The sequence below is a fragment of the Streptomyces sp. NPDC058257 genome, from assembly GCF_042881845.1.
In the GTDB taxonomy this organism is placed as follows: domain Bacteria; phylum Actinomycetota; class Actinomycetes; order Streptomycetales; family Streptomycetaceae; genus Streptomyces.
Map to the genome: position 1 here is coordinate 216,109 of NZ_JBHVXJ010000011.1, position 22,356 is coordinate 238,464.

A 22,356-nucleotide genomic window follows, 5' to 3' on the forward strand; every position below is an offset into this window, starting at 1 on the left:
AAGACGGGCTACCCGAACCCCCCCAACTTTCCGGCCTCGCCCCCCCCGCCCCCACTCCCAGGCCACCCCAGACCCCCCAAGACCAACCCCCCCCGGGGGGGGGGGGGGCGGGGCCCCCCCCCCACCACCGGCGTTTCAGCCCTCCGACACCCGCGCCATCACCCGCCGCAGCCCTTCGGTCAGCTGCTCGGCGTCGGTCGCCGAGGGCTCGTCGAACAGCCACTGGACCATCAGGCCGTTGAGCAGCGTCGTATAGAAGCGGCCCTCGGTCTCCACGAGGTCATCGGGCAGTTCGCTCTCCTCGATCCCGGTGAACATCGCGGCGAGCCCGCGCCGCCCCTCCACCTGCGCCTTGGCGAGCAGATCGCGGACGCCCGCGAGCCGCTCCCCCTGCGTGACGACCTCCAGAGTCAGCATCCAGATCGCCCGCGACTCGGGGATCGAGCGGATGACGTTCGCCCATGTCTCCCGGAATCTCTCCAGGCCGCCGCTCCCCGGAGCGCCCGCCACGCCGACCGCACGCTCGAAGCCCTCGCCCATGGGCTCCAAGAGCGCTACGTACGCCTCTACGAGCAGGGCGTCCTTCGAGCCGTAGTGGTAGCCGATGGACGCCAGGTTGGTCCCGGACTCCTTCACGATGTCGCGCGCCGTCGTGCGCACGAACCCCTTCTCCAACAGGCAGTACTTGGCGCCTTCGAGCAGATCCTCACGGTGTCCCATACGGGCCAGCCTACTCCCGATCCATACGCACGTCCCAGACCAGCGTCTTACACGTCCGTACTAGACAAGCGTTTAAGACGCTCGTACAGTCTCCGTCATGACGAACTCGACGCACGAACAAGCGAATTCGGCGGTCCCCGAGCGCGCGGGCCGCAAGGAGTGGACCGCGCTCGCCGTCCTGATGCTGCCGCTGCTCCTGGTCTCGATGGACGTCTCGGTCCTCTACTTCGCGGTCCCCGCGATCAGCGCCGACCTGGAGCCGAGCGGCACCCAGCAGCTGTGGATCTTCGACATCTACGCGTTCGTGCTCGCGGGGCTGCTGATGACGATGGGCTCGCTCGGCGACCGCATCGGCCGCCGCAAGCTGCTCATGATCGGCGCCCTCGCTTTCGGCGCGGCCTCCCTGACCGCCGCCTACGCGGGCAGCGCCGAGCTCCTCATCGCGGCCCGCGCGGTCCTCGGCATCGGCGGCGCGACCCTGATGCCGTCCACGATGGCCCTCGTCCGCACGATGTTCCGCGACGCCGGGCAGCGCGCGAAGGCCATCGGCATCTGGTCCGGCGTGATGGTCGCCGGTATCGCGCTCGGCTCGGTGATGAGCGGCATCCTCGTCGAGCACTTCTGGTGGGGCTCGGTCTTCCTGGTCAACCTGCCCGCGATGGTGCTGCTCCTGATCCTCGCCCCGGTCCTCATCCCGGAGTCCAAGGACCCGAAGCCGGGCCGCTTCGACCTGCTGAGCGTGCCGCTGTCCATGGCCGCCGTGCTGCCCGTCGTCTACGGGCTCAAGGAGATCGCCGCCGCGGGCCTCGAACCCGCGTACGTCGCCTCGCTCACCGTCGGACTCGTCTTCGCCGCCCTCTTCGTCCACCGCCAGCGCACCACGGAGTCCCCGCTGATCTCCCCGGCCCTCTTCCGTGGCCGCGGGTTCGCCCCCGCCGTCCTGCTGAACCTCATCTGCTCGCTCGCGATGATGGGTTCGGCGTACTTCACCACGCAGTACCTGCAGTCCGTCCTCGGCAAGAGCGCCATGGAAGCCGCCCTGTGGGCGCTGCTCCCCTCCGTCCTCATCGGTTTCGCCGCACCGGTCGCCACGGCCCTGGTGCAGCGGGGGATGAACCGCGCCTATGTCGTCTCGTCCGGCTTCGCCGTCTCGGCGTGCGGGTACGGCCTGCTGGCCCTGACCGGCACGGACTCCATGTGGACGGTCCTCACCGGCGCCGGGCTCCTTGCCTGCGGCGCCGTGGTCATCGGCTCGCAACTCACCGACCTGGCACTCGGCTCGGCCCCCGCGGAGAAGGCGGGCTCCGCGTCCTCGCTCCTGGAGACCGGCCAGGAGTTCGGCGGCGCCCTCGGCATGGCGCTGCTCGGCTCCATCGGCAACGCGGTCTACCGGAACGAGATCCCGGACTCGGCCCCGGCCGAGGCCCACGAGACGCTCGGCGGCGCCCTCGCGGTGGCCCGGCACCTGCCGGACAAGGCGGCCTCAGCGCTGACGGACGCGGCCCGCGACGCCTTCACCAGCGGCATGCACATGGCGGCCCTCACGGGGGCGGCGGTGCTGCTGGTCGCGGCGGCGGTGGCGGCCGTGACGCTGCGCCGGATCACGTCGGCAACGGCCCCCACGGAGCCGGAGCCCGCGAAGGTGCTCGCTTGATACCGCAAGACGAACGCCGGACGGGCTGGATCTCTCCAGACCGTCCGGCGTTCGCGGACGAAGTCGGCGGAGCCGGTGGCGACCGGCAACCGAGAAGCGGGGTGACTAGTCCGTCAGGTCCACCGCACGCGCGGAGTCCGCGCCGATCTCCGCGGCCAGCTCGTTGAGCACCGACTGCGGCACCGAGTCGTCCACGGTGAGAACGGCGAGCGCCTCGCCGCCGACGTCGGCGCGGGCGACCTGCATGCCGCCGATGTTGATGCCGCCCTCACCGAGGACACGGCCGACGGTGCCGACGACACCGGGACGGTCCGCGTAGCGAAGGACGACCATGTGCTCGGCGAGCGCGAGGTCCACGTCGTACTCACCGATGGCGACGATCTTCTGCAGGTGCTTGGGTCCGGCCAGCGTGCCGGAGACCGAGATCTCCTCGCCGCCGGTCAGCGTGCCGCGCACCGTGACCACGTTGCGGTGGTCCGGGGACTCCGAGCTCGTGGTGAGGCGGACCTCGACGCCACGCTCCTGGGCGAAGAGAGGCGCGTTCACATAACTCACGGTCTCATCGACGACGTCCTCGAACACACCCTTCAGCGCGGAGAGTTCGAGCACCTTCACGTCGTGCTGGGTGATCTCGCCGTACACCTCGACGTCCAGCCGCGCGGCGACCTCGCCCGCGAGCGCGGTGAAGATCCGGCCGAGCTTCTCGGCGAGCGGCAGACCGGGACGCACATCCTCGGCGATGACGCCGCCCTGGACGTTCACGGCGTCCGGGACGAGCTCGCCCGCGAGGGCCAGGCGCACCGACTTGGCGACGGCGATACCGGCCTTCTCCTGCGCCTCGTCCGTCGACGCGCCGAGGTGCGGGGTGCAGACGACCTGGTCGAACTGGAAGAGCGGGGAGTCCGTGCAGGGCTCCTTCGCGTACACGTCCAGACCGGCGCCCGCGACACGGCCTTCCTTCAACGCGGAGTACAGCGCCTCCTCGTCGACGATCCCGCCGCGCGCGGCGTTCACGATGCGGACGGCGGGCTTGACCTTGTGCAGGGCGTCGTCGCCGATCAGACCGACCGTCTCCGGGGTCTTGGGCAGGTGCACGGTGATGAAGTCCGAGACCTCGAGCAGCTCGTCGAGCGTGAGGACCTTGACGCCCATCTGCGCGGCGCGCGCGGGCTGTACGTACGGGTCGTAGGCGACGACCTTCATGCCGAAGGCGCTCATGCGCTGGGCGACGAGCGCGCCGATGCGGCCCAGGCCCACCACACCGAGGGTCTTCTCGGCGAGCTCGACGCCCGTGTACTTGGAGCGCTTCCACTCGCCGGCCTTCAGGGCCTGGCTGCCCTGGGGAATGTTGCGGGCGGTGGCGATGAGCAGACCACAGGCGAGCTCGGCCGCGGTGACGATGTTCGAGGTGGGTGCGTTGACCACCATCACGCCCGCCTTCGTGGCGGCGGACACGTCCACGTTGTCCAGGCCCACGCCCGCACGGGCGACGACCTTCAGCTTCTTGGCGGCCGCGATGGCCTCGGCGTCGACCTTGGTCGCGGAGCGGACCAGAATGGCGTCCACGTCGGCGATGGCGGGCAGCAACTCGGCGCGGTCCGCGCCGTTGCACTGACGGATCTCGAAGTCCGGGCCCAAGGCGTCGACAGTTGCGGGCGACAGCTCTTCAGCGATGAGTACGACCGGTTTGCCGTTGGCAGCAGTGCTCACGTGAGTCCTCACAAGTCCAATGCGGACGGCCGTCCCGACGGCCGCATGCGGGTGGAGGGGAGCGGCACCGGGGGCGTGCCTGCCCCTCCTCGGTGTCGCTCAGCCGCGTGGAAGACGCACGACGCTGTGGGCCTGACGCGAATGTTGAAAGCAGTGTAGTGGCGTCCTGACGAGTGTCTTACGCCTTGGTGGAAGGATCACCCTTCCGTGGCTGGACCAGGTGGACAAAGGGGCCGGGACTGCGGTCCCGGCCCCGTCGCCTCAAGGCTTACGCCTCGTCGTTCACCCACGACATGAGCTTGCGGAGCTCCTTGCCGGTGGTCGCCAGGAGGCTGGACTCGTCCTGGGTCTTGTACTCGTTGTACTTCTTCAGACCGCCGTGGTACTCGTCCATCCACTGCTTGGCGAAGGTGCCGTCCTGGATCTCGGCGAGGACCTTCTTCATCTCGGCCTTGGTGGCGTCCGTGATGATGCGCGGGCCCGTGACGTAGTCGCCCCACTCGGCGGTCTCGGAGACCGACCAGCGCATCTTCTCCAGGCCGCCCTCGTACATGAGGTCCACGATGAGCTTCAGCTCGTGGAGGCACTCGAAGTACGCGATCTCCGGCTGGTAGCCGGCCTCGGTCAGCGTCTCGAAGCCCGCCTTGACCAGCGCCGCGGTACCACCGCAGAGCACGGCCTGCTCGCCGAACAGGTCGGTCTCGGTCTCCTCGGTGAAGGTCGTCTTGATGACGCCCGCACGCGTGCCGCCGATGCCCTTGGCGTACGAGAGAGCCAGCGCGAAGCCCTTGCCGGTCGCGTCCTGCTCGACGGCCGCGATGCACGGAACGCCGCGGCCCTCCTCGTACTGGCGGCGGACCAGGTGGCCCGGGCCCTTGGGGGCGACCATGCAGACGTCGACGCCCTCGGGGGCCTTGATGAAGCCGAAGCGGATGTTCAGGCCGTGGCCGAAGAACAGCGCGTCGCCGTCCTTGAGGTTGTCCTTGATGGACTCCTCGTAGACCTGGGCCTGGATCGGGTCCGGAACCAGGATCATGATGACGTCGGCCTCGGCGGTGGCCTCGGCGGGCGTCACCACGCGCAGGCCCTGCTCCTCGGCCTTGGCCTTGGACTTGGAGCCCTCGTGCAGACCGACGCGGACGTCGACACCCGAGTCACGGAGCGACAGCGCGTGGGCGTGGCCCTGGCTGCCGTATCCGATGACCGCGACCTTGCGGCCCTGGATGATGGACAGGTCGGCGTCGTCGTCGTAGAACAGCTCGGCCACTGGGAATCTCCTATGTGTGCTGGTGTTGCGACCCACCGTACGGCGGGCGGGGGAGGGAAGTTTTACGGTCTCGGCATACGGGCGGGCCCGGCGGCCGGTTCGTGCTGGTTCAGGCCGAGCGGTCGAGCGCCCGCAGGCTGCGGTCCGTGATGGAGCGGGAGCCGCGGCCGATCGCGATGGTGCCGGACTGGACGAGCTCCTTGATGCCGAAGGGTTCCAGCATCTTGAGCATGGCCTCCAGCTTGTCGCTGGAGCCGGTGGCCTCGATGGTGACCGCCTCGGGCGAGACGTCCACGGTCTTGGCGCGGAACAACTGGACGATCTCGACGATCTGCGAGCGCGTCTCGTTGTCGGCGCGGACCTTGGCGAGGACCAGTTCGCGCGCCACGGCGCCGGCCGGCTCCAGTTCGACGATCTTCAGGACATTGACGAGCTTGTTGAGCTGCTTGGTGACCTGTTCGAGCGGCAGGTCCTCGACGTTCACGACGATGGTGATGCGTGAGATGTCGGGGTGCTCGGTGACGCCCACGGCCAGGGAGTCGATGTTGAAGCCGCGGCGTGAGAACAGCGCGGTGATCCGGGCGAGGACACCGGGCTTGTTCTCGACCAGGACGGAGAGCGTGTGCTTGGTGGACATGACTCGTGGTCTCTCTTTCGCTCTCGCCTAGTCGTCTTCGTTGTCGCCGAAGTCGGGGCGGACCCCGCGGGCGGCCATGACTTCGTCGTTCGAGGTGCCCGCCGCGACCATCGGCCAGACCTGGGCGTCCTCGTGGACGATGAAGTCGACCACGACGGGGCGGTCGTTGATGGCGTTGGCCTCGGCGATGACCTTGTCGAGGTCCTCGGGGCGCTCGCAGCGCAGCGCCACGCAGCCCATGGCCTCCGACAGCTTCACGAAGTCCGGGACGCGGGTGCCCTTGTTGGGGCCGATGTCCTCGGGACCGCTGTGAAGGACGGTGTTGGAGTAACGCTGGTTGTAGAAGAGCGTCTGCCACTGGCGGACCATGCCGAGGGCGCCGTTGTTGATGATGGCGACCTTGATCGGGATGTTGTTCAGCGCGCAGGTGGTCAGTTCCTGATTGGTCATCTGGAAGCAGCCGTCGCCGTCGATCGCCCAGACGGTGCGGTCGGGCTGACCGGCCTTGGCGCCCATCGCGGCCGGGACCGCGTACCCCATCGTTCCCGCGCCGCCGGAGTTGAGCCAGGTGGCGGGCTTCTCGTACTCGATGAAGTGGGCGGCCCACATCTGGTGCTGGCCGACGCCCGCGGCGAAGATCGTGTCGTCCGGGGCGAGCTTGCCGACCCGCTCGATGACCTGCTGCGGGGAGAGCGAACCGTCCTCGGGCTGGTCATAGCCAAGGGGGTAGGTCTCGCGCCAGCGGTTGAGGTCCTTCCACCAAGCGGTGTAGTCACCCTTCTGGCCCGCGGTGTGCTCGGCCTGGACCGCCTGGATCAGGTCGGCGATGACCTCGCGGGCGTCTCCGACGATCGGCACGTCGGCGGCGCGGTTCTTGCCGATCTCGGCCGGGTCGATGTCGGCGTGGACGATCTTCGCGAAGGGCGCGAAGCTGTCCAGCTTGCCGGTGACGCGGTCGTCGAAGCGGGCTCCGAGGGCGACGATCAGGTCGGCCTTCTGCAGCGCGGTGACGGCGGTGACCGCTCCGTGCATGCCCGGCATTCCCACGTGCAGCTCGTGACTGTCGGGGAATGCGCCGAGCGCCATCAGTGTGGTGGTGACGGGCGCTCCGGTGAGTTCTGCCAGGACCTTCAGCTCGGCGGTGGCCTGGGCCTTCAGGACGCCGCCGCCGACGTAGAGGACGGGCCGCTTGGCGGCGGTGATCAGCTTGGCGGCCTCGCGGATCTGCTTGGCGTGCGGCTTGGTCACCGGGCGGTAGCCGGGCAGGTCCTGGGTGGGCGGCCACTGGAAGGTGGTCTGCGCCTGGAGGGCGTCCTTGGCGATGTCGACCAGGACCGGTCCCGGACGGCCCGTGGAGGCGATGTGGAACGCCTCCGCGATCGTCGCCGGGATGTCCTCGGCCTTGGTGACGAGGAAGTTGTGCTTGGTGATCGGCATCGTAATGCCGACGATGTCCGCCTCCTGGAAGGCGTCCGTGCCGATGGCCTTGGAGGCCACCTGGCCGGTGATCGCGACCATGGGCACGGAGTCCATGTGGGCGTCGGCGATCGGTGTGACGAGGTTGGTGGCACCGGGACCGCTCGTCGCCATGCACACCCCGACCTTGCCGGTGGCCTGCGCGTAACCGGTGGCCGCGTGCCCCGCGCCCTGCTCGTGGCGGACCAGGACGTGACGGACCCGGGTGGAATCCATCATCGGGTCGTACGCGGGAAGAATGGCACCGCCGGGAATGCCGAATACCGTGTCGGCCCCGACTTCCTCAAGAGAACGAATGAGGGACTGCGCGCCCGTGACGTGCTCGACGGGTGCGGGCTGCTGTCCTGAGGATCGGGGCCGCGGCTGCGGATGGTGGGCCCCGGTGGCCTGCTCGGTCATCGGCATTCTCTTCTCGAAGCTGAGGGTTTTTGCGGGGTGTTTGCAGGGTTTTGGCAGTGCCGGTGCAACAAAAAACCCCTCGTGCCAGGTGGCAAGCGAGGGGAGCGCGTCGGAGCGTTCGCGGGATTCCGGTATTCGGACCGGTGATTCCCAGCTTCAGCCGACGCGCTTTCCAAGTACGAGAATTCGGGTGCGCATGGCATTGACCCTCTCTCCAGCGCACAGCACCTGTCAAGTAGGTGGGACGGGGGTCTCATTATGTGAGCGGATGAAGGATTCGACACCTCCTCCGAACCCCACCGGGGGGCCACCTGCCAGGACGGGCTCCGCGGGGCCGTACGGAACGGGGTACTGCCCGAGCGAGAGCGCACGGCGCAGTCGGTACTCGTCGAGCGGCCCGGAGAACGCCATGCCCTGCCCGTGCGTACAGCCCATCGCGCGCAGGGCGACGACCTGCTCCGGGAGGTCGACGCCGTCGGCCACGGAGCGCAGGCCCAGATCGCCGGCGATGCGCAGCAGACCGGCGGTGATCTTGTGAAGCCGCGCGGACTCGACGACGCCCTCGACGAGACTGCGGTCCAGCTTCAGTACGTCGACGGGGAGCCGCCGCAGTGCGGTGATGGCGGCATAGCCACTCCCGAAGCCGTCCAGGGCGATGCGCACCCCGAGCCTGCGCAGGGAGGTCAGGCGGCGCTCCAGATCGTCGAGGGGGACGCGGGGGTCACTGTCGGCCAGCTCGATGACGAGCGCCCCTGAGGGCAGCCCGTACCGGGTGAGGAGGGCCTCGATGGAGCTCAGCGGCATGGAGCGGTCCAGGAGGCGCCGTGCGCTGATGCGGACGGCGACGGGCGTCGCGTGCCCCGTGCGTCCCCGTTCGGCGGCCTGCTGGACGGCTTCCTCCAGCATCCAGCGGCCCAGCTCCGCGGTGCGGGCGCTCTCCTGGGAGTCCGATGTGTCGGCCATGCGCAGGAACTCGGCGGGCGTGAAGAGGATGCCCTGCGCCGAGCGCCAGCGCGCCTGGGCGGCGACGGAGGTGATGCGCCCGTCGTCCAGGGAGACCACCGGCTGGTGGAGCAGCGCGAACTGGCCTTCGTGCAGGGCGGTGCGCAGCCGGGTCGCCAGCTCCGCCTTGCGCACGACATCGGCCTGCATCTGGGGGGCGTACAGCTCGACGCGGCCCTTGCCCGCGGCCTTGGCGCGGTACATCGCGAGGTCGGCGTTGCGCAGCAACTCGCCCGCTCCGAGGCCTGGTTCGGCGAAGGCCACGCCGATGGACGCCGCCACGCGCACGTCGTTGCCGCCGATGGCGTAGGGCTGGGAGAGGGCGATTCTGAGACGGTCTGCGAGTTCGTAGATGTGCTGCTCGCGTGCGGCCTGGTCGCGGGTGCCGTCGCCCACGATCAGTGCGGCGAATTCGTCGCCGCCGAGCCGGGCCGCGCAGTCCCCGGACCTGACGGCCTCCTGAAGGCGGCGGGCCGCCTGGATCAGGAGTTCGTCTCCCGCCTGATGGCCGATGGTGTCGTTGACCGCCTTGAAGCCGTCGAGGTCGATGAAGAGCACGGCCGTGCCCCGGTCGGTGATCCTGCGGCCGGTGAGCGCCTGGCCGACCCGGCGCGTGAACAGGGCGCGGTTGGGCAGGTCGGTGAGCGGGTCGTGCTCGGCATTGTGCTGCAACTGCGCCTGGAGGCGGACCCGTTCGGTGACGTCGCGGCTGTTGAAGATGAGGCCGCCCTGGTGGCGGTTGACCGTGGACTCCACGTTCAGCCAGTCGCCGTCACCGGACTTGAAGCGGCACTCGATGCGGGTCGTGGGCTCTTCCACGGGGTTCGCGGTGAGGAACCTGCGGACTTCGTGGACCACTCTGCCGAGGTCCTCGGGGTGCATGAGCGAGGCCAGTTCGGAACCCATGAGGTCTTCGGCCTCACGGCCGTAGACCCCGGAGGCGGCCGGGCTGACGTAGCGCAGTATGCCGTTCGGGGCGGCGATCATGATCACGTCGCTCGAACCCTGGACCAGGGAGCGGAAGTGGTTCTCCTTCTGGGCCAGTTCCTGGGTGAGGGTGATGTTGTCCAGGAGCATGATGCCCTGGCGCACCACCAGGGCGAGCACGACCGTGCCCGCGGTGAAGAGCACGACTTCGTCGACGCTTCGGCCGCTGAGCACGTTGTAGAGAATCCCCAACGTGCAGACGGCGGCGGCCAGATACGGCGTGAGCGCGGCAAGGGATCCGGCGATCGGCCGGGTGGCGGCGGGCCGCACTCCCTTGGGGGCGCCGCTCTCCACGCGCGCGTGCTGCGCGTCATCCGCCTGCTTGGGCCAGGGCACCGCCCAGGGCGCGTACGCCAGGAGCAGTGATCCCGCGAACCAGCCCGCGTCCAGCATCTGCCCCGAGCGGTAACTGGCGTGCAGCAGGGGCGAGGTGAACATCGCGTCGCACATGACGGTCAGCGCGAGGGCGCCGATCGCGGTGTTCACCGCCGTGCGGTTGGCGGAGGCTCGCCTGAAGTGCAGCGCGAGGACCATGCTGACCAACGCGATGTCGAGCAGCGGGTAGGCGAGCGAGAGCGCGGCGTGCGCGACGCTCTGGCCCACGAACTGTGCCGTGTGCGCGAGGGCCAGGCTCCAGGAGAGCGTGAGCAGCGAGCCGCCGATGAGCCAGGCGTCGAGGGCCAGACAGACCCAACCCGCCCGCGTCACCGGACGCTTGGCGAGCACGAGCAGGCCGATGATGGCGGGCGGCGCGAAGCAGAGGAAGAACAGGTCGGCGAGGCCGGGACTGGGCACCGGCTGCTCGAGCACGACCTCGTACCAGCCCCATACGCCGTTGCCCAGGGCCGCCATCGCGGAGGAGAGCGCGAACAGCAGCCATGCGGGTCGAAAGCGGCTTCGACGGGTGCGCGAGTAGCGGAAGCAGGAGACCGCGGCGGTCGCCGCCGCGATGCTCAGGCCGAAGTCGCCCATGATCAGGGCGGCTCGGGGCGATCCCCAGCCGAGCGCCGCCCCGGCGGCATACCCGCCGCAGACCACGAAGAGCGCGATCTGCGAGACCAGGCTCGCGCCGCCGCCGGAGGCGGGGCGCCGGGCCAGTGGGGAACCGGGCGGCATCGGCGCCGTCAGACCTCCGCCGCCGTCCAGGGCGGTGACGGGTGACGGCCGGGTGCTCACCGGGCCGCCCTGGTCCGTACCGCCCTTGTATCCCTCCGCTTCCCGTGATCTATCGACTCCGGGATCTCGTGTGCGCAGCCGTCGCGCAGCCGACTGCGAGCCGGTGCGTGTGAGAGTCGCCGTCGGCAGCTCCGCCGCGTCGGTTCGTTCGCCCATTGGCCGTACATCGCCCGTCGCCCCCCTCGCGTCTGATGCCTTGCCTCGTCCCCGGCGCCGAACGGTCCACGGCGCAGCCCCTGTCGGGACGATACACCAGTCTCGTCACTCAGGGACATAGGTTCTGTACGCTCCGTGACGGCAAGCGGTGTCGTAAACACACGGCGCACGCACGCGGGTGCGGAGCGTGCTCGAACGCTCCCTGGGCGAGTGCGCCTTCGTGCGCTATTGGGTCGTCAGGACCACGTTCGCGAGGGGGTCCCCGGCGACGTGCCGGGTCAGCTGGCCGGCGAGCAGCCGCTTGGCGCGGGGCAGGAAGGCGGAGGTCGATCCGCCCACGTGCGGGCTGATGAGCACCCCTGGAGCCTGCCACAGGGGATGACCTGCGGGCAGCGGTTCCGGATCGGTGACGTCCAGGGCGGCGGTGATCCGGCCGCTCTCCAGTTCGGCCAGGAGCGCCTTGGTGTCGACGACGGGGCCGCGCGCGACGTTCACCAGCAGGGCGCCGTCCTTCATGCGCGCCAGGAAGTCGGCGCTGACCAGGCCACGGGAGGTGTCGGTGAGGGGCGTGGAGAGGATGACCACATCGGCTTCGGGCAACAGCGCTGGAAGTTCGGCGAGCGGGTGCACGGGGCCGCGCTCCGTGGCACGGGCGGAGCGCGCGACGCGCGCCACCCGCGCGCACTCGAAGGGGGCGAGCCGGTCCTCGATGGCGGAACCGATCGATCCGTAGCCCACGATCAGGACGGACTTGTCGGCGAGCGCCGGATAGAACCCGGACCGCCAGTCCTCCTGCCGCTGCCCTTCCACGAATCGGGGGATGCCGCGCAGGGAGGCGAGGGTCAGCGCGAGCGCGAGCTCGGCGGTGCTGGCCTCGTGCACTCCCTTGGCGTTGCACAACTGGACGCCGGGCGCGAGGAACTTGAGCCCGGACTGCACGTGGTCGATGCCCGCGGTGAGCGTCTGCACGGCGCGCACCGATGTCATCTCGGGCAGTGGCCGTACGGAGGTCTCCACGCCCTTCAGATAGGGCACCACGTAGAACGCGCAGTCGGCCGGGTCCGCCGGGAAGTCCGGGCCGCCGTCCCAGAAGCGGTAGTTGATACCGGCATCGGCTGCTCCGGGCAGGCCTTCGATCTCGTCAGCGGCATAGGGAAGCCATACGTCTGTCGTCATGGTCAGGAGGCTAATGCGCACAGGCCGCACGCCGCGTGAGGGGAGGCAGCGGTTACGTTGGGGGCTGCTCGGACATGAAGTGGGGGGCACGGCCAGGTGGACCGCAGGACGATCGGCGCGGCAGCGCTCGAAGTGGGTGCGGTCGGGCTCGGCTGCATGCCGATGAACTGGGCGTACACCGGATCGCGGCAGCGCGGCGAGGAGTCGCTGCGCACCGTGCACGCAGCCCTCGACCAGGGCTCGACCCTCCTTGACACGGCGGACATGTACGGGCCGTTCACCAACGAGCTCCTGGTGGGGCGGGCGCTCAAGGAGCGGCGCGGCGAGGCGTTCGTGTCCACCAAGTGCGGGCTCCTTGTGGGCGAGCAGCACATCGTCGCCAACGGCCGCCCCGGCTATGTGAAGCGGGCCTGCGACGCGTCGCTGCGACGGCTGCAGACCGAGACGATCGACCTCTATCAGCTGCACCGCGCCGATCCCGAGGTGCCCGTCGAGGAGACCTGGGGCGCGATGGCCGAACTCGTCGCCGCGGGGAAGGTGCGGGCCCTCGGTCTCTGCGCGGTGGGGGCGCGTGCCTCGCGGCGCGAGGGCAGGGGGCTGCACGAGGGAACGATCCGGCAGCTTGAGCGGGTCCAGCAGATCTTCCCGGTCAGCGCGGTGGAGGCCGAGCTCTCGGTGTGGTCGCGAGAGGCGCTTTTGACGCTCCTTCCGTGGTGCGCGGCGCGTGGGGTCGGCTTTCTGGCGGCGATGCCGCTGGGGAACGGGTTCCTCACGGGGACGCTGACGCCCGGGCAGGGCTTCGAGCCGGACGACGTACGGGCCCGGCATCCCCGATTCACCGCCGAGATGATGGCGGCCAACCAGCCCCTCGTGGTGGGCCTTCGCCGGGTGGCCGAGCGGCACGGGGCGACCCCGGCGCAGGTGGCGCTGGCGTGGGTGCTCGCGCAGGGCGGCGACGTGGTGCCGATCCCCGGGGCCAAGCGGGAGCGCTGGGCGGTGCAGAACGCGGGGGCGGCGTCGGTGCGGCTCACCGGGACGGACCTCGCGGAGATCGCGGCGCTGCCCTCGGCGATGGGCTCGTGGGACTGATGTCCACGCGTCGGTGAGGCTGGGCCGGGAACCTCTGGGGACCGAGCGGTGTATGAACGGTAGAAGCGCTGCGTCGAAGGGAACCTGATCGTGCAACGACCTGCTGTCACGGCCGCACTGGCCGCCGCCGCCCTTGTGCTCACGGCCGGTTGCTCGTCCGGGGGCGGGGGCACGCCGGACAACGCGAAGAGCGCGGAGTCGAGCCCCGCGACGGACGCGACATCCACGGGCAAGGCGCGCACCGGCGAAGCCCCGCCGGAGAAGGGGTCGGCGAAGGTCACCAAGACCCTCACCGAGAACCTGAAGTCGCCCTGGGGTCTCGCACCGCTCCCCGACGGGGACCTCCTTGTGTCCTCACGCGACGAGGGGACCATCACCCGCGTCGACGGGGAGACGGGCGAGAAGACGGACCTCGGCTCGGTCCCCGGCGTCTCCCCCGCCGGTGAGGGCGGCCTGATGGGCCTGGCGCTCTCCCCCTCGTACGCGTCGGACCACATGGTCTACGCGTACTTCACGACCGAGTCGGACAACCGCGTCGCCCGCATGCTGTACGACGAGAAGAAACCCTCAGGACAGCAGCTCGGCGCACCCGACACGGTTTTCAAGGGCATCCCCAAGGGCGGGGTCCACAACGGCGGCCGGATCGCCTTCGGCCCGGACAAGATGCTGTACGCGGGCACGGGCGAGACGGGCGACACGGGCCTGGCCCAGGACAAGAAGTCGCTCGGCGGCAAGATCCTGCGCCTGACCCCGGACGGCGACCCGGCCCCGGGCAACCCCTTCGACGACTCCCCCGTCTATTCGTACGGCCACCGCAATGTGCAGGGCCTGGCCTGGGACGAGGACAAGCAGCTCTGGGCGGCGGAATTCGGCCAGGACACCTGGGACGAACTGAACGAGATCAAGGCCGGTGACAACTACGGCTGGCCGGAGGTCGAGGGCAAGGGCGACGAGGAGGGCTTCCACGATCCGGTGGCCCAGTGGAAGACCTCGGAGGCCTCCCCCAGTGGCATCGCCTACGCCGAGGGCTCGGTCTGGATGGCGGGCCTGCGCGGCGAGCGCCTGTGGCGCATTCCGGTCCGGGGCGTGGACGGCGGCGTGCAGCCCCAGTCCTTCCTGAAGGGCGAGTACGGCCGCCTGCGCACGGTCGTCGCGGCGGGCGGGGACAAGCTGTGGCTGGTCACGAACGAGACGGACTCCCGGGGCACCCCCGAGAAGGGGGACGACAAGATCCTCGAGGTGACGGTGAAGTGACGTGAAGCAGCGCGGACGGCTACTTCTCGGACGAGGGCCCGGCGTCCGGTTCGGACCCGGATTCCGCGTCAGCCGACTCGGGGTCCGGGTCAGCCGACCCGGGGGCCGCGTCAGTCGGCCCGGATTCCGTCCTCGCCTGCTGCGGCACCCTCACCACCACCTTGCCCGACGTGAGGTCTATCGGCCCGCGGCCGGGGTCGCCGTCGGCGACGTCGACCCGGCTCAGCTCAAGCCGCTTCTGCTCGTCGTCCGTGTGTTTGCGGCCGGGCTGGAAAAGCTCGATCAGGTTGAACACTGCGCCTCCTGGCGGCCGAGTTCCTCCATACCAGCGTAAGCGAGCGCCCGCGGAACCCATCGGGGCCGGGAAGCCGCAGGTCAGCCGGTGGACCGTGCGCTCTGTGCGCTCTGTGCGCTCTGTCGGTTCTCTGGGCTCTCTGGGCTCTCCACGGGAAAAAGGCGCAGGCGGTGGGCCAGGGCCGCCGCCTCGCCCCGCCCCGCCACACCCAGCTTGGCGAGGATGTTGGAGACGTGGACGCTCGCCGTCTTGGGGGAGATGAAGAGCTCCTCGGCGATCTGACGGTTGCTGCGGCCCGCGGCCACGCGGCGCAGCACGTCCCGCTCCCTGCTGGTGAGGCCGAGCGCCTCGGCGGGGTCGACCGGGGCGAGGTGGGCCCGCGCGGTGGCGCGGTCGCCGTCGTGCTCGTTCAGCGTGAGGCGGGCGCGCTGGGCGAGCCCCGAGACGGAATCGGCGAGGGGCCGGGCCCCCAGGCGCTCGGCGACCTCGCGGGCCCGGCGCAGCAGACCGGCGGCGCGCTCACGATCCGCTTCGGCGCCCACGCCCGCGGAGGCGGCGAGGAGGGACTCGGCGAGGCGCAGGCGGGTGCGGGCGAGGTCGTAGGGGCGGTCGAGGGGTTCGAACGCGGCGACCGTGGCGGACCAGTCGGCGGGGGTGTCCCGGTCCTCGGCGCGCAGCAGCTCGGCGCGTACCCACTTCTCGTGGGCGTCCCAGACCGGCATGGGTGAGGGCAGTTTCCTGGCGGCTCGCCGAATGCTCTCGATGGCCTCGGTCCGGCCGGGTTCGGCGGCGGGCAGGCCGCGCGTATCGGCCTCCGACGTGGCCGCGGCGAGCAGCAGGGGCCAGGTGTAGCGCTGGGTGCCGGGCGCGAAGCCCGTGGCCAGGGCCTGTTCGAGCTCGGTGCGTGCTGCGGCGACGCCGGCCGCGCGGTCGGGGTCGGCCGCCGCGATACCGAGGGCGGCGGTGACCATGGGCAGGGAGTACTGCGGCATGAGGCCGTGCAGCCCGTACTGGTCGCGGGCCAAGGTCAGTTGGGCGGCGGCTTCGGGCACGTCGCCGCGGCCGAGGGAGACGACGGCGAGGTGCAGGGCCGCCCCGGCCCGTGGTTTGACACCGAGCGCGCCGCGGCGGGCCGCCTCGCTGGCATCGACCGCCTCGTCCCAACGGCCCAGCGAGATCAGGGTCTCCGCCTTGTTGTTCTGGACCCAGCTCTCGGTGTCCGTGAGTCCGTACTTCCGGCAGAGCGCGAGCCCCTGGTCGCTGACCTCCAGGGATTCGAGAGAGCGGCCCGCGCCTTCGAGCACGGACGGCAGGTTGACATGGATGTGCGGGATCCGGGAGACGAGGCCGGGGGGCGCCACGCACCGGTCCCTGACCGCGTACATCTCCGCAAGGCCGTGCTCGACGTCGCCCGCGTCGACCAGGAGGCCGCCGAGGATGAGCCGGGCGTTGAGCTCGATCTCCTCGGCCTTGACCATCCGGGCGTACTCGACGGCGCGTTGGGCGGCCGCCAGGGTCTCCGCCCCGGGGTTGTGGAGCATGCCCCAGGAGGCGACGTTGGTGAGGACCTCGGCGTGCACCTCGGACGGCGGAAGCCCGCGGACCAGTTCCTGCGCGGTGGCGATCTCCGCCCAGCCGTCACCGCGGGCGAGCGTCGAGGTGAGCCGGGAGCGCTGGATCCAGAACCAGGCGGCGCGCAGGGGGTCCCCTTTGCTCGAACCGTGTTGAGAGCCTGAGGGAGGGTCCTGCTCGTCCTCGAGGATCCGCAGCGCACGCTTGGTGATCTTCAGGGCGCGCTCGCGCTCACCGCAGAGGCGACCGGCGACTGCGGCCTCCGCCATGAGGTCGAGGTAGCGCAGCGGGGTGGTCTCGGGGTCGCAGCCACAGGGAGGGTAGACCTCGGCGTGGTCCAGGGGGCGCAGGTCGAGGCGTACGTCCTCGGGGGCGCCGTCCCACAGTTCCATCGCCCGTTCGAGGAGGCGCAGTTGCTCGGAGTACGCATAGCGGCGGCGGGCTTCGACGGAGGCGCGCAGGACGGCGGGGAGCGCCTTCGCGGCGTCGTGCGCGTGGTACCAGTAGCTGGCGAGGCGGGCGGCACGCTGGTCGTCGGCGACGAGTGAGGGGTCGGCCTCAAGAGCCGTGGCGAAACGGCGGCTGATCCGGGAGCGTTCACCGGGCAGCAGGTCGTCGCCGACGGCCTCGCGCACCAGGGAGTGCCGGAAGCGGTAGCCGTCGCCGTCGGGCGACGGCAGAAGTATGTTGGCGCCGACAGCGGCCCGCAGCGCCTCGATCAGGTCGTCCTCGGCGAGCCCGGCGACCGCGGCGAGCAGCGGATACTCCACGGTCGAGCCGCCCTCGGCGACGATCCTGGCCACCCGCTGGGTGTCCTCGGGCAGCCCCTCGACGCGTACGAGGAGGAGATCGCGCAGGGAGTCCGTGAGGCTCGCGCAGCTGCCGCCGTGCGAGGCGACCGCGAGCTCCTCGACGAAGAAGGCGTTGCCGTCCGAGCGGTCGAAGATGTCGTCCACCAGGGACTGCGCGGGCTCGGCGCTGAGGATCCCCGCCATCTGGCGGGCGACTTCGCCCTTGCTGAAGCGGGCCAGTTCGATGCGCCGCACCGTACGCAGGCGGTCCAGCTCGGCGAGGAGCGGGCGCAGCGGGTGGCGGCGGTGGATGTCGTCGGCGCGGTAGGTGGCGACGACGACGAGGCGGCCGCTGCGCAGCGTGCGGAAGAGGTAGGCGAGGAGGTGGCGGGTGGAGGCGTCGGCCCAGTGCAGGTCCTCCAGCGCGATGACCACCGTGCGCTCCGCGGCGAGGCGCTCCAGGAGGCGGACGGTCAGCTCGAAGAGGCGGGCCATGCCTTCCTCGTCGTGCTGGGCGTCCGTGCCGCGCAGGCGCTGCGGGGCCTCGCCGAGTTCGGGCAGGAGCCGGGCGAGTTCGCCCTCCTGGTCGGCGGCGGCGGCGTCCACCTCACCGGGGAGCTGGCGGCGCAGGGAGCGCAGGGCGCTGGAGAAGGGGGCGAAGGGAAGGCCGTCAGCGCCGATCTCCACGCAGCCGCCGAGCGCGACGACGGCTCCTTCGGCGCGGGCCGCCGCGGTGAACTCCTCGATGAGGCGGGTCTTGCCGACGCCCGCCTCGCCGCCGAGGAGCAACGCCTGCGGCCCGCCCGTGCCGGGGGTGGTGGTCCCCTGGGCGCGGGCGAGCGCGTCGTTCAGAACGCCCAGCTCATCGGCGCGGCCGACGAACACGGGGCTTACGGATCTGGTCTCCACAGCCGTGAGCATCGCACAGGGTGCGATGCTCACGGCAGCGGATATCCCGAGGGCGTCAGCAGGCGCTTCGGCGGGCGCTTCGACCGGCGCTCCGGTGGGCGCCTCCGCCTTCATCAGACGGCCCGGCTGAAGCTGATCCTCCGCTGGGCCCTGCTCACCCGCCCCTCGGTGTCGTGGCGGGCCGAACGGCGCTCGGCGCGGGTCGCCTTGGCCTCACGGGCCTCGCGCAGGAGGCGGCGGCGGTCGGCCTCGCGGGCGAGGTCGGCGGCGCGGAGCTGGTGCATTTCGTACTCGAACATGAGAACTCCCTGGCTACTGACTTGAGTTTCGGCTTCGCGGTCCGTGATCCGCTGTTCGCGGATCCCGTCTTGCGATGCCTCTACTTTCGTCTGCCAGGGAGGGTCGGCACATCGGGAGAGTGCCGCATCTTGAGGGGGTGGGGGGCCTTAGGAAGGTGGGCAGGGGCCTTAGGCCATACCTCCGCGCCTAAGGACCCCCGCTACCTCACGTGCATTGACTACGTGCCATCAACTCGTCGACGGCAGCCCGTAGATCAGGTCCGAGTACTTGGCGATGGCAAGGAGCAGGCCGATGACGCCGAGGACGACACCCGCCCAGGCCACCGACTTGATCCACGGCGCCTGTACCTGGTCGGGGGCGCCGAACGCGGGCCTGACCAGGACGACGAACCCGACGACCAGCGCGACGAGCGCGAAGGATCCGGCGATCAGCGCCGTGACCTGCCAGGAGTCGCCGTACAGGGCCTGGATCTGGTCGGCGACGCTCGCCGACTGCTTGGTCTCCAGCTGCCCGACGATGTTCGAACGCGCCGCGGCGACGGTGCCGAGCCAGCCACCGGAGAGGCCGATCACGCCGAGGGCGGCGGAGACGACGGCCGCGGCGCCCTGGAACACGCCACCGGACTTGGCCGGAGCGACCTCTTCGACGACGACGAGGTCGTCGGCGTCGTCATCGGTGTCGTCGGCGTCGTCGGCCTTGGCGGCATCCGTCGACACGGCATCCGTGGTGGTGTCGTCCACGGCGTCCGCAGCCTCCGAATCTGCGGGCTTCGCGGGCTTCGCGGCCGCCTCGGCCGCAGTCTCGTCCTCTGTCTTAGTTCCCATGCTCCGCACCGTACGGACGGAGTCTGAGAGGTTTCTTAACGAGCCGCTTCACCACCGGCGGAGTCCCCGGCACCGGCCGCCTCACGCGCCTCGCGCCACTGTGGCGCGAGCACCGACCACACCTCCATGTCGTGCCGCACCCCCTGCCAGGGGAAGCTCTCCCGCAGCACTCCGTCCCTGGTCATCCCGAGCCGCTCGGCCACCGCGATACTGCGGTCGTTCGCCGAGGAGACCATCCACTCCACGCGGTGCATGCCGCGCTCGTCGACCGCCCAGTCGATGAGGACCCGGCTCGCCCTGGTGATCAGGCCGTGCCCGGCGGCGGAAGGCTCTAGCCAGACACCGAGCTCGCAGCACTCCGTGGCCGTGTCGAAGATCCGGAAGAAGATTCCGCCGACGAGCGTGTCGTTCAGCCAGATGCCGTAGAGGTGCCCCGTGTCGGCGGCCTTCCTGTCGGCGTACGTCTGGAGGCGCTCCCGAGCCGAATTCAGGTCGGTCACCAGCGAGGTCAGGGGCACCCACGGCCCCGTGTAGTCGCGCGCCCGCTCGATGTGCGCGAGGAACTCCTGTGCCTGCCACGGCTCGATGGGCCGCAGTTCAGCGCCCTCGCCCAGCGATATCGCGAACATTCCGCTCCTTCGTCCCGTCCGTCATTACGGGGATCCTCGCACCAGGGACGGCTCGGCTCGAACGGCTTTCCGGCGGCTCGATGCTGATCCGCGGCAGCCTGCGGTCGAGGCCGCGCGGCAGCCACCAGTTGGCGCCGCCCAGCATGTGCATCAGCGCCGGCACCAGCAACGTACGCAGCACGAACGCGTCGAGTGCGACCGCCGCCGCGAGGCCGATGCCGAACATCGCGATGACCCGGTCGCCGCTCAGGACGAAGGCGAGGAAGACCGAGATCATGATCACCGCCGCGGAGTTGATCACGCGGCCCGTCTCGGCGAGACCGACCCGCACGGCCCGCCGGTTGTCGCCGGTCTCCAGCCACTCCTCGTACATCCGGCTGACCAGGAAGACCTGGTAGTCCATGGAGAGCCCGAAGAGGACGGACACCATGATCACGGGCAGGAAGGGTTCGATCGGTCCTGCCGAGCCGAGGCCGAGCAGCTCGCTCCCCCAGCCCCACTGGAAGATCGCGACCACGACCCCGAAGGCGGACGCCACCGCCGCCACGTTCATCGCGGCGGCCTTCAGGGGGATGCCGATGGACCGGAAGGCGAGGAGCAGCAGGACGCAGCCGAGGCCGATGATCACGCCCACGAAGAGCGGCAGCTTGCCGACGATGATCTCCGCGAAGTCGTCGTAGCTCGCCGTGACACCGCCGACCCGCAGGTCGAGCGCGGTGTCGGCCTCGGCCCTGGGGAGCACGTCGTCGCGCAGCCGGTCGACGAGCTCGCTGGTCCGCTGCGACTGGGGGGACGAGTCCGGTACGACGGTGACGTAGGCGGCCGTGCCGTTCGCGTCGTACGTGACGGGGCTGACGGAGGCGACGCCCTTGGTCGACTCCAGTGTGGGGACGAGGTTGGTCAGGGCGAGCCGGTCGCCCGCTCCTTCGACCTCGGTGACAAGGGTGAGCGGGCCGTTCACGCCGGGGCCGAAGCCGCGCGCGAGCAGGTCGTAGGCCTGCCGGGTGGTGGCCGACGCCGGGTTGTTGCCCTGGTCGGACGTGCCCAGGTGCAGGGAGAGCGTGGGCAGGGCGAGCAGCGCCAGCACCGCGACGGCGACGCCGCCGAGCAGCTTGGGGTGGCGCTCCACGAAGGCGGACCAGCGGGCGGCGAGCCCGGTGGGCACCTCCGGGGCCGGGCCGTGCTCGGCCAGGGCGCGCCGTTCGCGGCGGCTCAGCGCGCGCGGGCCGATCCAGGACAGGAGCGCGGGGAGCAGGGTCACCGACGCGGCGACCGTGAGGAGCACGGTCAGTGAGCCCGCGATGGCGACGCCGCCCAGGAAACTGAGCCGCAGGATGAGCATGCCGAGCAGGGCGATGCACACGGTGGCGCCCGCGAAGACGACCGCGCGTCCGGTGGTGGCGACGGCGCGTTCCGCGGCGACGGCCACCGGAAGACCCTGCCCCAGGCCCTTGCGGTGTCTGGTCACGATGAAGAGCGCGTAGTCGATGCCGACGCCGAGCCCGATCAGGGTGCCCAGCATCGGGGCGAAGTCCGCGACGGTCATGAGGTGCCCGAGCAGCACGATGCCCGCGTACGCCGTGCCGACCGAGACCAGCGCCGTGGCGATGGGCAGCAGGGAGGCGGCGAGCGAGCCGAAGGCGAGGAAGAGCACGACGGCGGCGACGGCGACCCCGACGATCTCGGCGGTCTGCGCGCTCTTGGTCTCGGTGAGGCCGACGGCGCTGCCGCCGAGCTCGACGTCCAGGCTGTCCGACCCCGCGGCCTTGGCGGTGTCGACGAGCATCTGCGCGTCCGACTTGTCGATGGCGTCGGCCTGCTCGTGGAAGGTGACGGTCGCGTACGCGATGCGCGCGTCGGCACTGATCTGTGCGGCGCCGCGCTCGGTGTACGGACTGCTGACGGAGGCCACCGCGGGCATGCCGGCGATGGTGTCCAGGGCGCTGGTCATCGTCTGTTCGACGTCGGCCGCGCGCACCGTCGTGCCCGCCTCGGTGCGCCAGACGACGGTGTCGCTGTCGCCGCCGAGGCCTTCGAAGCCCTCGTTCAGGAGCTGGGTCGCCCGGCCGGACTCGGTGCCCGGCACCTCGTAGTCGTTCGAGTACGCGGATCCGGTGACGGCCGCGGCACTCGCGGCGCCGCCGAGGGCGATGAGCCAGAGCAGTACGGCCAGGAGGCGGCGCTTCACACACCACCGTGCGAGTGCTGCCACCGACTGGCTCCCTGTACTGGTTCGTGGATCTTTATCGGGAACAGTCTTGAATGAGATGAACAGCCCGCAAAGAACGTTTGAGAGGCGACTTGGGCGCCAGAGGTACTTTGACAACACTCGG

At 70.6% G+C, this 22,356-nt stretch carries 16 protein-coding genes; 3 read left to right on the top strand and 13 right to left on the bottom strand.

All coding sequences use genetic code 11. The features are described 5' to 3' along the window. Window positions 1-135: 135 nt before the first annotated feature. Complete coding sequence (locus ACFVXC_RS25850; protein WP_389909167.1) at window positions 136-720, bottom strand: TetR/AcrR family transcriptional regulator; 585 nt, start codon at window positions 718-720, stop codon at window positions 136-138. A gap of 97 nt (window positions 721-817) precedes the next feature. Here ACFVXC_RS25850 and ACFVXC_RS25855 point away from each other — a divergent pair, with 97 nt between their 5' ends. After that, entirely contained in the window at window positions 818-2,374 is a 1,557-nt protein-coding gene (locus ACFVXC_RS25855) for an MFS transporter (RefSeq protein ID WP_389909169.1), read from the top strand. A 105-nt stretch (window positions 2,375-2,479) separates the two neighbouring features. Here ACFVXC_RS25855 and serA read toward each other — a convergent pair whose 3' ends face one another. The 6 genes from serA to ACFVXC_RS25885 all read right to left on the bottom strand — a co-directional run bounded on the left by serA (window position 2,480) and on the right by ACFVXC_RS25885 (window position 12,360). After that, window positions 2,480-4,084: a phosphoglycerate dehydrogenase gene (gene serA, locus ACFVXC_RS25860; RefSeq protein WP_389909172.1), complete on the bottom strand. Its 1,605-nt coding sequence runs from the start codon at window positions 4,082-4,084 to the stop codon at window positions 2,480-2,482. A gap of 268 nt (window positions 4,085-4,352) precedes the next feature. Further along, the gene (ilvC, locus tag ACFVXC_RS25865) at window positions 4,353-5,351 is read right to left on the bottom strand and encodes a ketol-acid reductoisomerase (RefSeq protein WP_389909175.1); all 999 of its coding nucleotides are present in this window, start codon (window positions 5,349-5,351) and stop codon (window positions 4,353-4,355) included. Between the two features lie 109 nt (window positions 5,352-5,460). Further along, window positions 5,461-5,988, bottom strand: coding sequence for an acetolactate synthase small subunit (gene ilvN, locus ACFVXC_RS25870; protein WP_160507374.1), 528 nt, complete (start codon window positions 5,986-5,988; stop codon window positions 5,461-5,463). A gap of 27 nt (window positions 5,989-6,015) precedes the next feature. Next, window positions 6,016-7,863 (bottom strand): acetolactate synthase large subunit, encoded by a 1,848-nt coding sequence (locus ACFVXC_RS25875; RefSeq protein ID WP_389909179.1) that lies wholly within the window; start codon window positions 7,861-7,863, stop codon window positions 6,016-6,018. A gap of 231 nt (window positions 7,864-8,094) precedes the next feature. Continuing rightward, window positions 8,095-10,968 (bottom strand): putative bifunctional diguanylate cyclase/phosphodiesterase, encoded by a 2,874-nt coding sequence (locus ACFVXC_RS25880; protein ID WP_389909394.1) that lies wholly within the window; start codon window positions 10,966-10,968, stop codon window positions 8,095-8,097. A 441-nt stretch (window positions 10,969-11,409) separates the two neighbouring features. Beyond that, a complete protein-coding gene (locus tag ACFVXC_RS25885; RefSeq protein ID WP_389909182.1) occupies window positions 11,410-12,360 on the bottom strand; it encodes a 2-hydroxyacid dehydrogenase in 951 nt (316 codons plus the stop codon). A gap of 96 nt (window positions 12,361-12,456) precedes the next feature. Here ACFVXC_RS25885 and ACFVXC_RS25890 point away from each other — a divergent pair, with 96 nt between their 5' ends. After that, on the top strand, window positions 12,457-13,449 hold the full coding sequence (locus tag ACFVXC_RS25890) for an aldo/keto reductase (protein WP_389909185.1): 993 nt from the start codon (window positions 12,457-12,459) through the stop codon (window positions 13,447-13,449). A 90-nt stretch (window positions 13,450-13,539) separates the two neighbouring features. Beyond that, entirely contained in the window at window positions 13,540-14,703 is a 1,164-nt protein-coding gene (locus ACFVXC_RS25895; protein ID WP_389909187.1) for a PQQ-dependent sugar dehydrogenase, read from the top strand. Window positions 14,704-14,722: 19 nt separating this feature from the next. Here the strand turns inward: ACFVXC_RS25895 and ACFVXC_RS25900 are convergent, their stop codons facing one another. The 6 genes from ACFVXC_RS25900 to ACFVXC_RS25925 all read right to left on the bottom strand — a co-directional run bounded on the left by ACFVXC_RS25900 (window position 14,723) and on the right by ACFVXC_RS25925 (window position 22,235). Next, window positions 14,723-14,998 carry a DUF6191 domain-containing protein gene (locus tag ACFVXC_RS25900; protein ID WP_389909190.1) on the bottom strand — a complete coding sequence of 92 codons (276 nt, stop codon included), beginning with the start codon at window positions 14,996-14,998 and terminating at the stop codon, window positions 14,723-14,725. 80 nt (window positions 14,999-15,078) lie between these two features. Continuing rightward, a complete protein-coding gene (locus tag ACFVXC_RS25905; RefSeq protein ID WP_389909397.1) occupies window positions 15,079-18,282 on the bottom strand; it encodes an AAA family ATPase in 3,204 nt (1,067 codons plus the stop codon). Window positions 18,283-18,383: 101 nt separating this feature from the next. Next, complete coding sequence (locus ACFVXC_RS25910) at window positions 18,384-18,569, bottom strand: hypothetical protein (protein ID WP_389909193.1); 186 nt, start codon at window positions 18,567-18,569, stop codon at window positions 18,384-18,386. Window positions 18,570-18,797: 228 nt separating this feature from the next. Continuing rightward, complete coding sequence (locus tag ACFVXC_RS25915; RefSeq protein WP_389909196.1) at window positions 18,798-19,394, bottom strand: hypothetical protein; 597 nt, start codon at window positions 19,392-19,394, stop codon at window positions 18,798-18,800. Window positions 19,395-19,429: 35 nt separating this feature from the next. Further along, the gene (locus ACFVXC_RS25920) at window positions 19,430-20,023 is read right to left on the bottom strand and encodes a GNAT family N-acetyltransferase (RefSeq protein WP_389909199.1); all 594 of its coding nucleotides are present in this window, start codon (window positions 20,021-20,023) and stop codon (window positions 19,430-19,432) included. After that, on the bottom strand, window positions 19,992-22,235 hold the full coding sequence (locus tag ACFVXC_RS25925; protein WP_389909202.1) for an MMPL family transporter: 2,244 nt from the start codon (window positions 22,233-22,235) through the stop codon (window positions 19,992-19,994). The genes ACFVXC_RS25920 and ACFVXC_RS25925 overlap by 32 nt, the downstream gene beginning before the upstream one ends. Between the last annotated feature and the right edge of the window lie 121 nt (window positions 22,236-22,356).

Excerpts from the sequence above, each read along its gene's own strand:
- ACFVXC_RS25915 (WP_389909196.1), bottom strand. The coding sequence starts at position 19,394 with ATGGGAACTAAGACAGAGGACGAGACTGCGGCCGAGGCGGCCGCGAAG.
- ACFVXC_RS25905 (WP_389909397.1), bottom strand. The coding sequence starts at position 18,282 with ATGCTCACGGCTGTGGAGACCAGATCCGTAAGCCCCGTGTTCGTCGGC.
- ACFVXC_RS25855 (WP_389909169.1), top strand. The coding sequence starts at position 818 with ATGACGAACTCGACGCACGAACAAGCGAATTCGGCGGTCCCCGAGCGC.
- ACFVXC_RS25910 (WP_389909193.1), bottom strand. The coding sequence starts at position 18,569 with ATGTTCGAGTACGAAATGCACCAGCTCCGCGCCGCCGACCTCGCCCGC.
- ACFVXC_RS25885 (WP_389909182.1), bottom strand. The coding sequence starts at position 12,360 with ATGACGACAGACGTATGGCTTCCCTATGCCGCTGACGAGATCGAAGGC.
- ilvN (WP_160507374.1), bottom strand. The coding sequence starts at position 5,988 with ATGTCCACCAAGCACACGCTCTCCGTCCTGGTCGAGAACAAGCCCGGT.
- ACFVXC_RS25880 (WP_389909394.1), bottom strand. The coding sequence starts at position 10,968 with ATGCCGCCCGGTTCCCCACTGGCCCGGCGCCCCGCCTCCGGCGGCGGC.
- ACFVXC_RS25875 (WP_389909179.1), bottom strand. The coding sequence starts at position 7,863 with ATGACCGAGCAGGCCACCGGGGCCCACCATCCGCAGCCGCGGCCCCGA.
- ACFVXC_RS25920 (WP_389909199.1), bottom strand. The coding sequence starts at position 20,023 with ATGTTCGCGATATCGCTGGGCGAGGGCGCTGAACTGCGGCCCATCGAG.
- ACFVXC_RS25850 (WP_389909167.1), bottom strand. The coding sequence starts at position 720 with ATGGGACACCGTGAGGATCTGCTCGAAGGCGCCAAGTACTGCCTGTTG.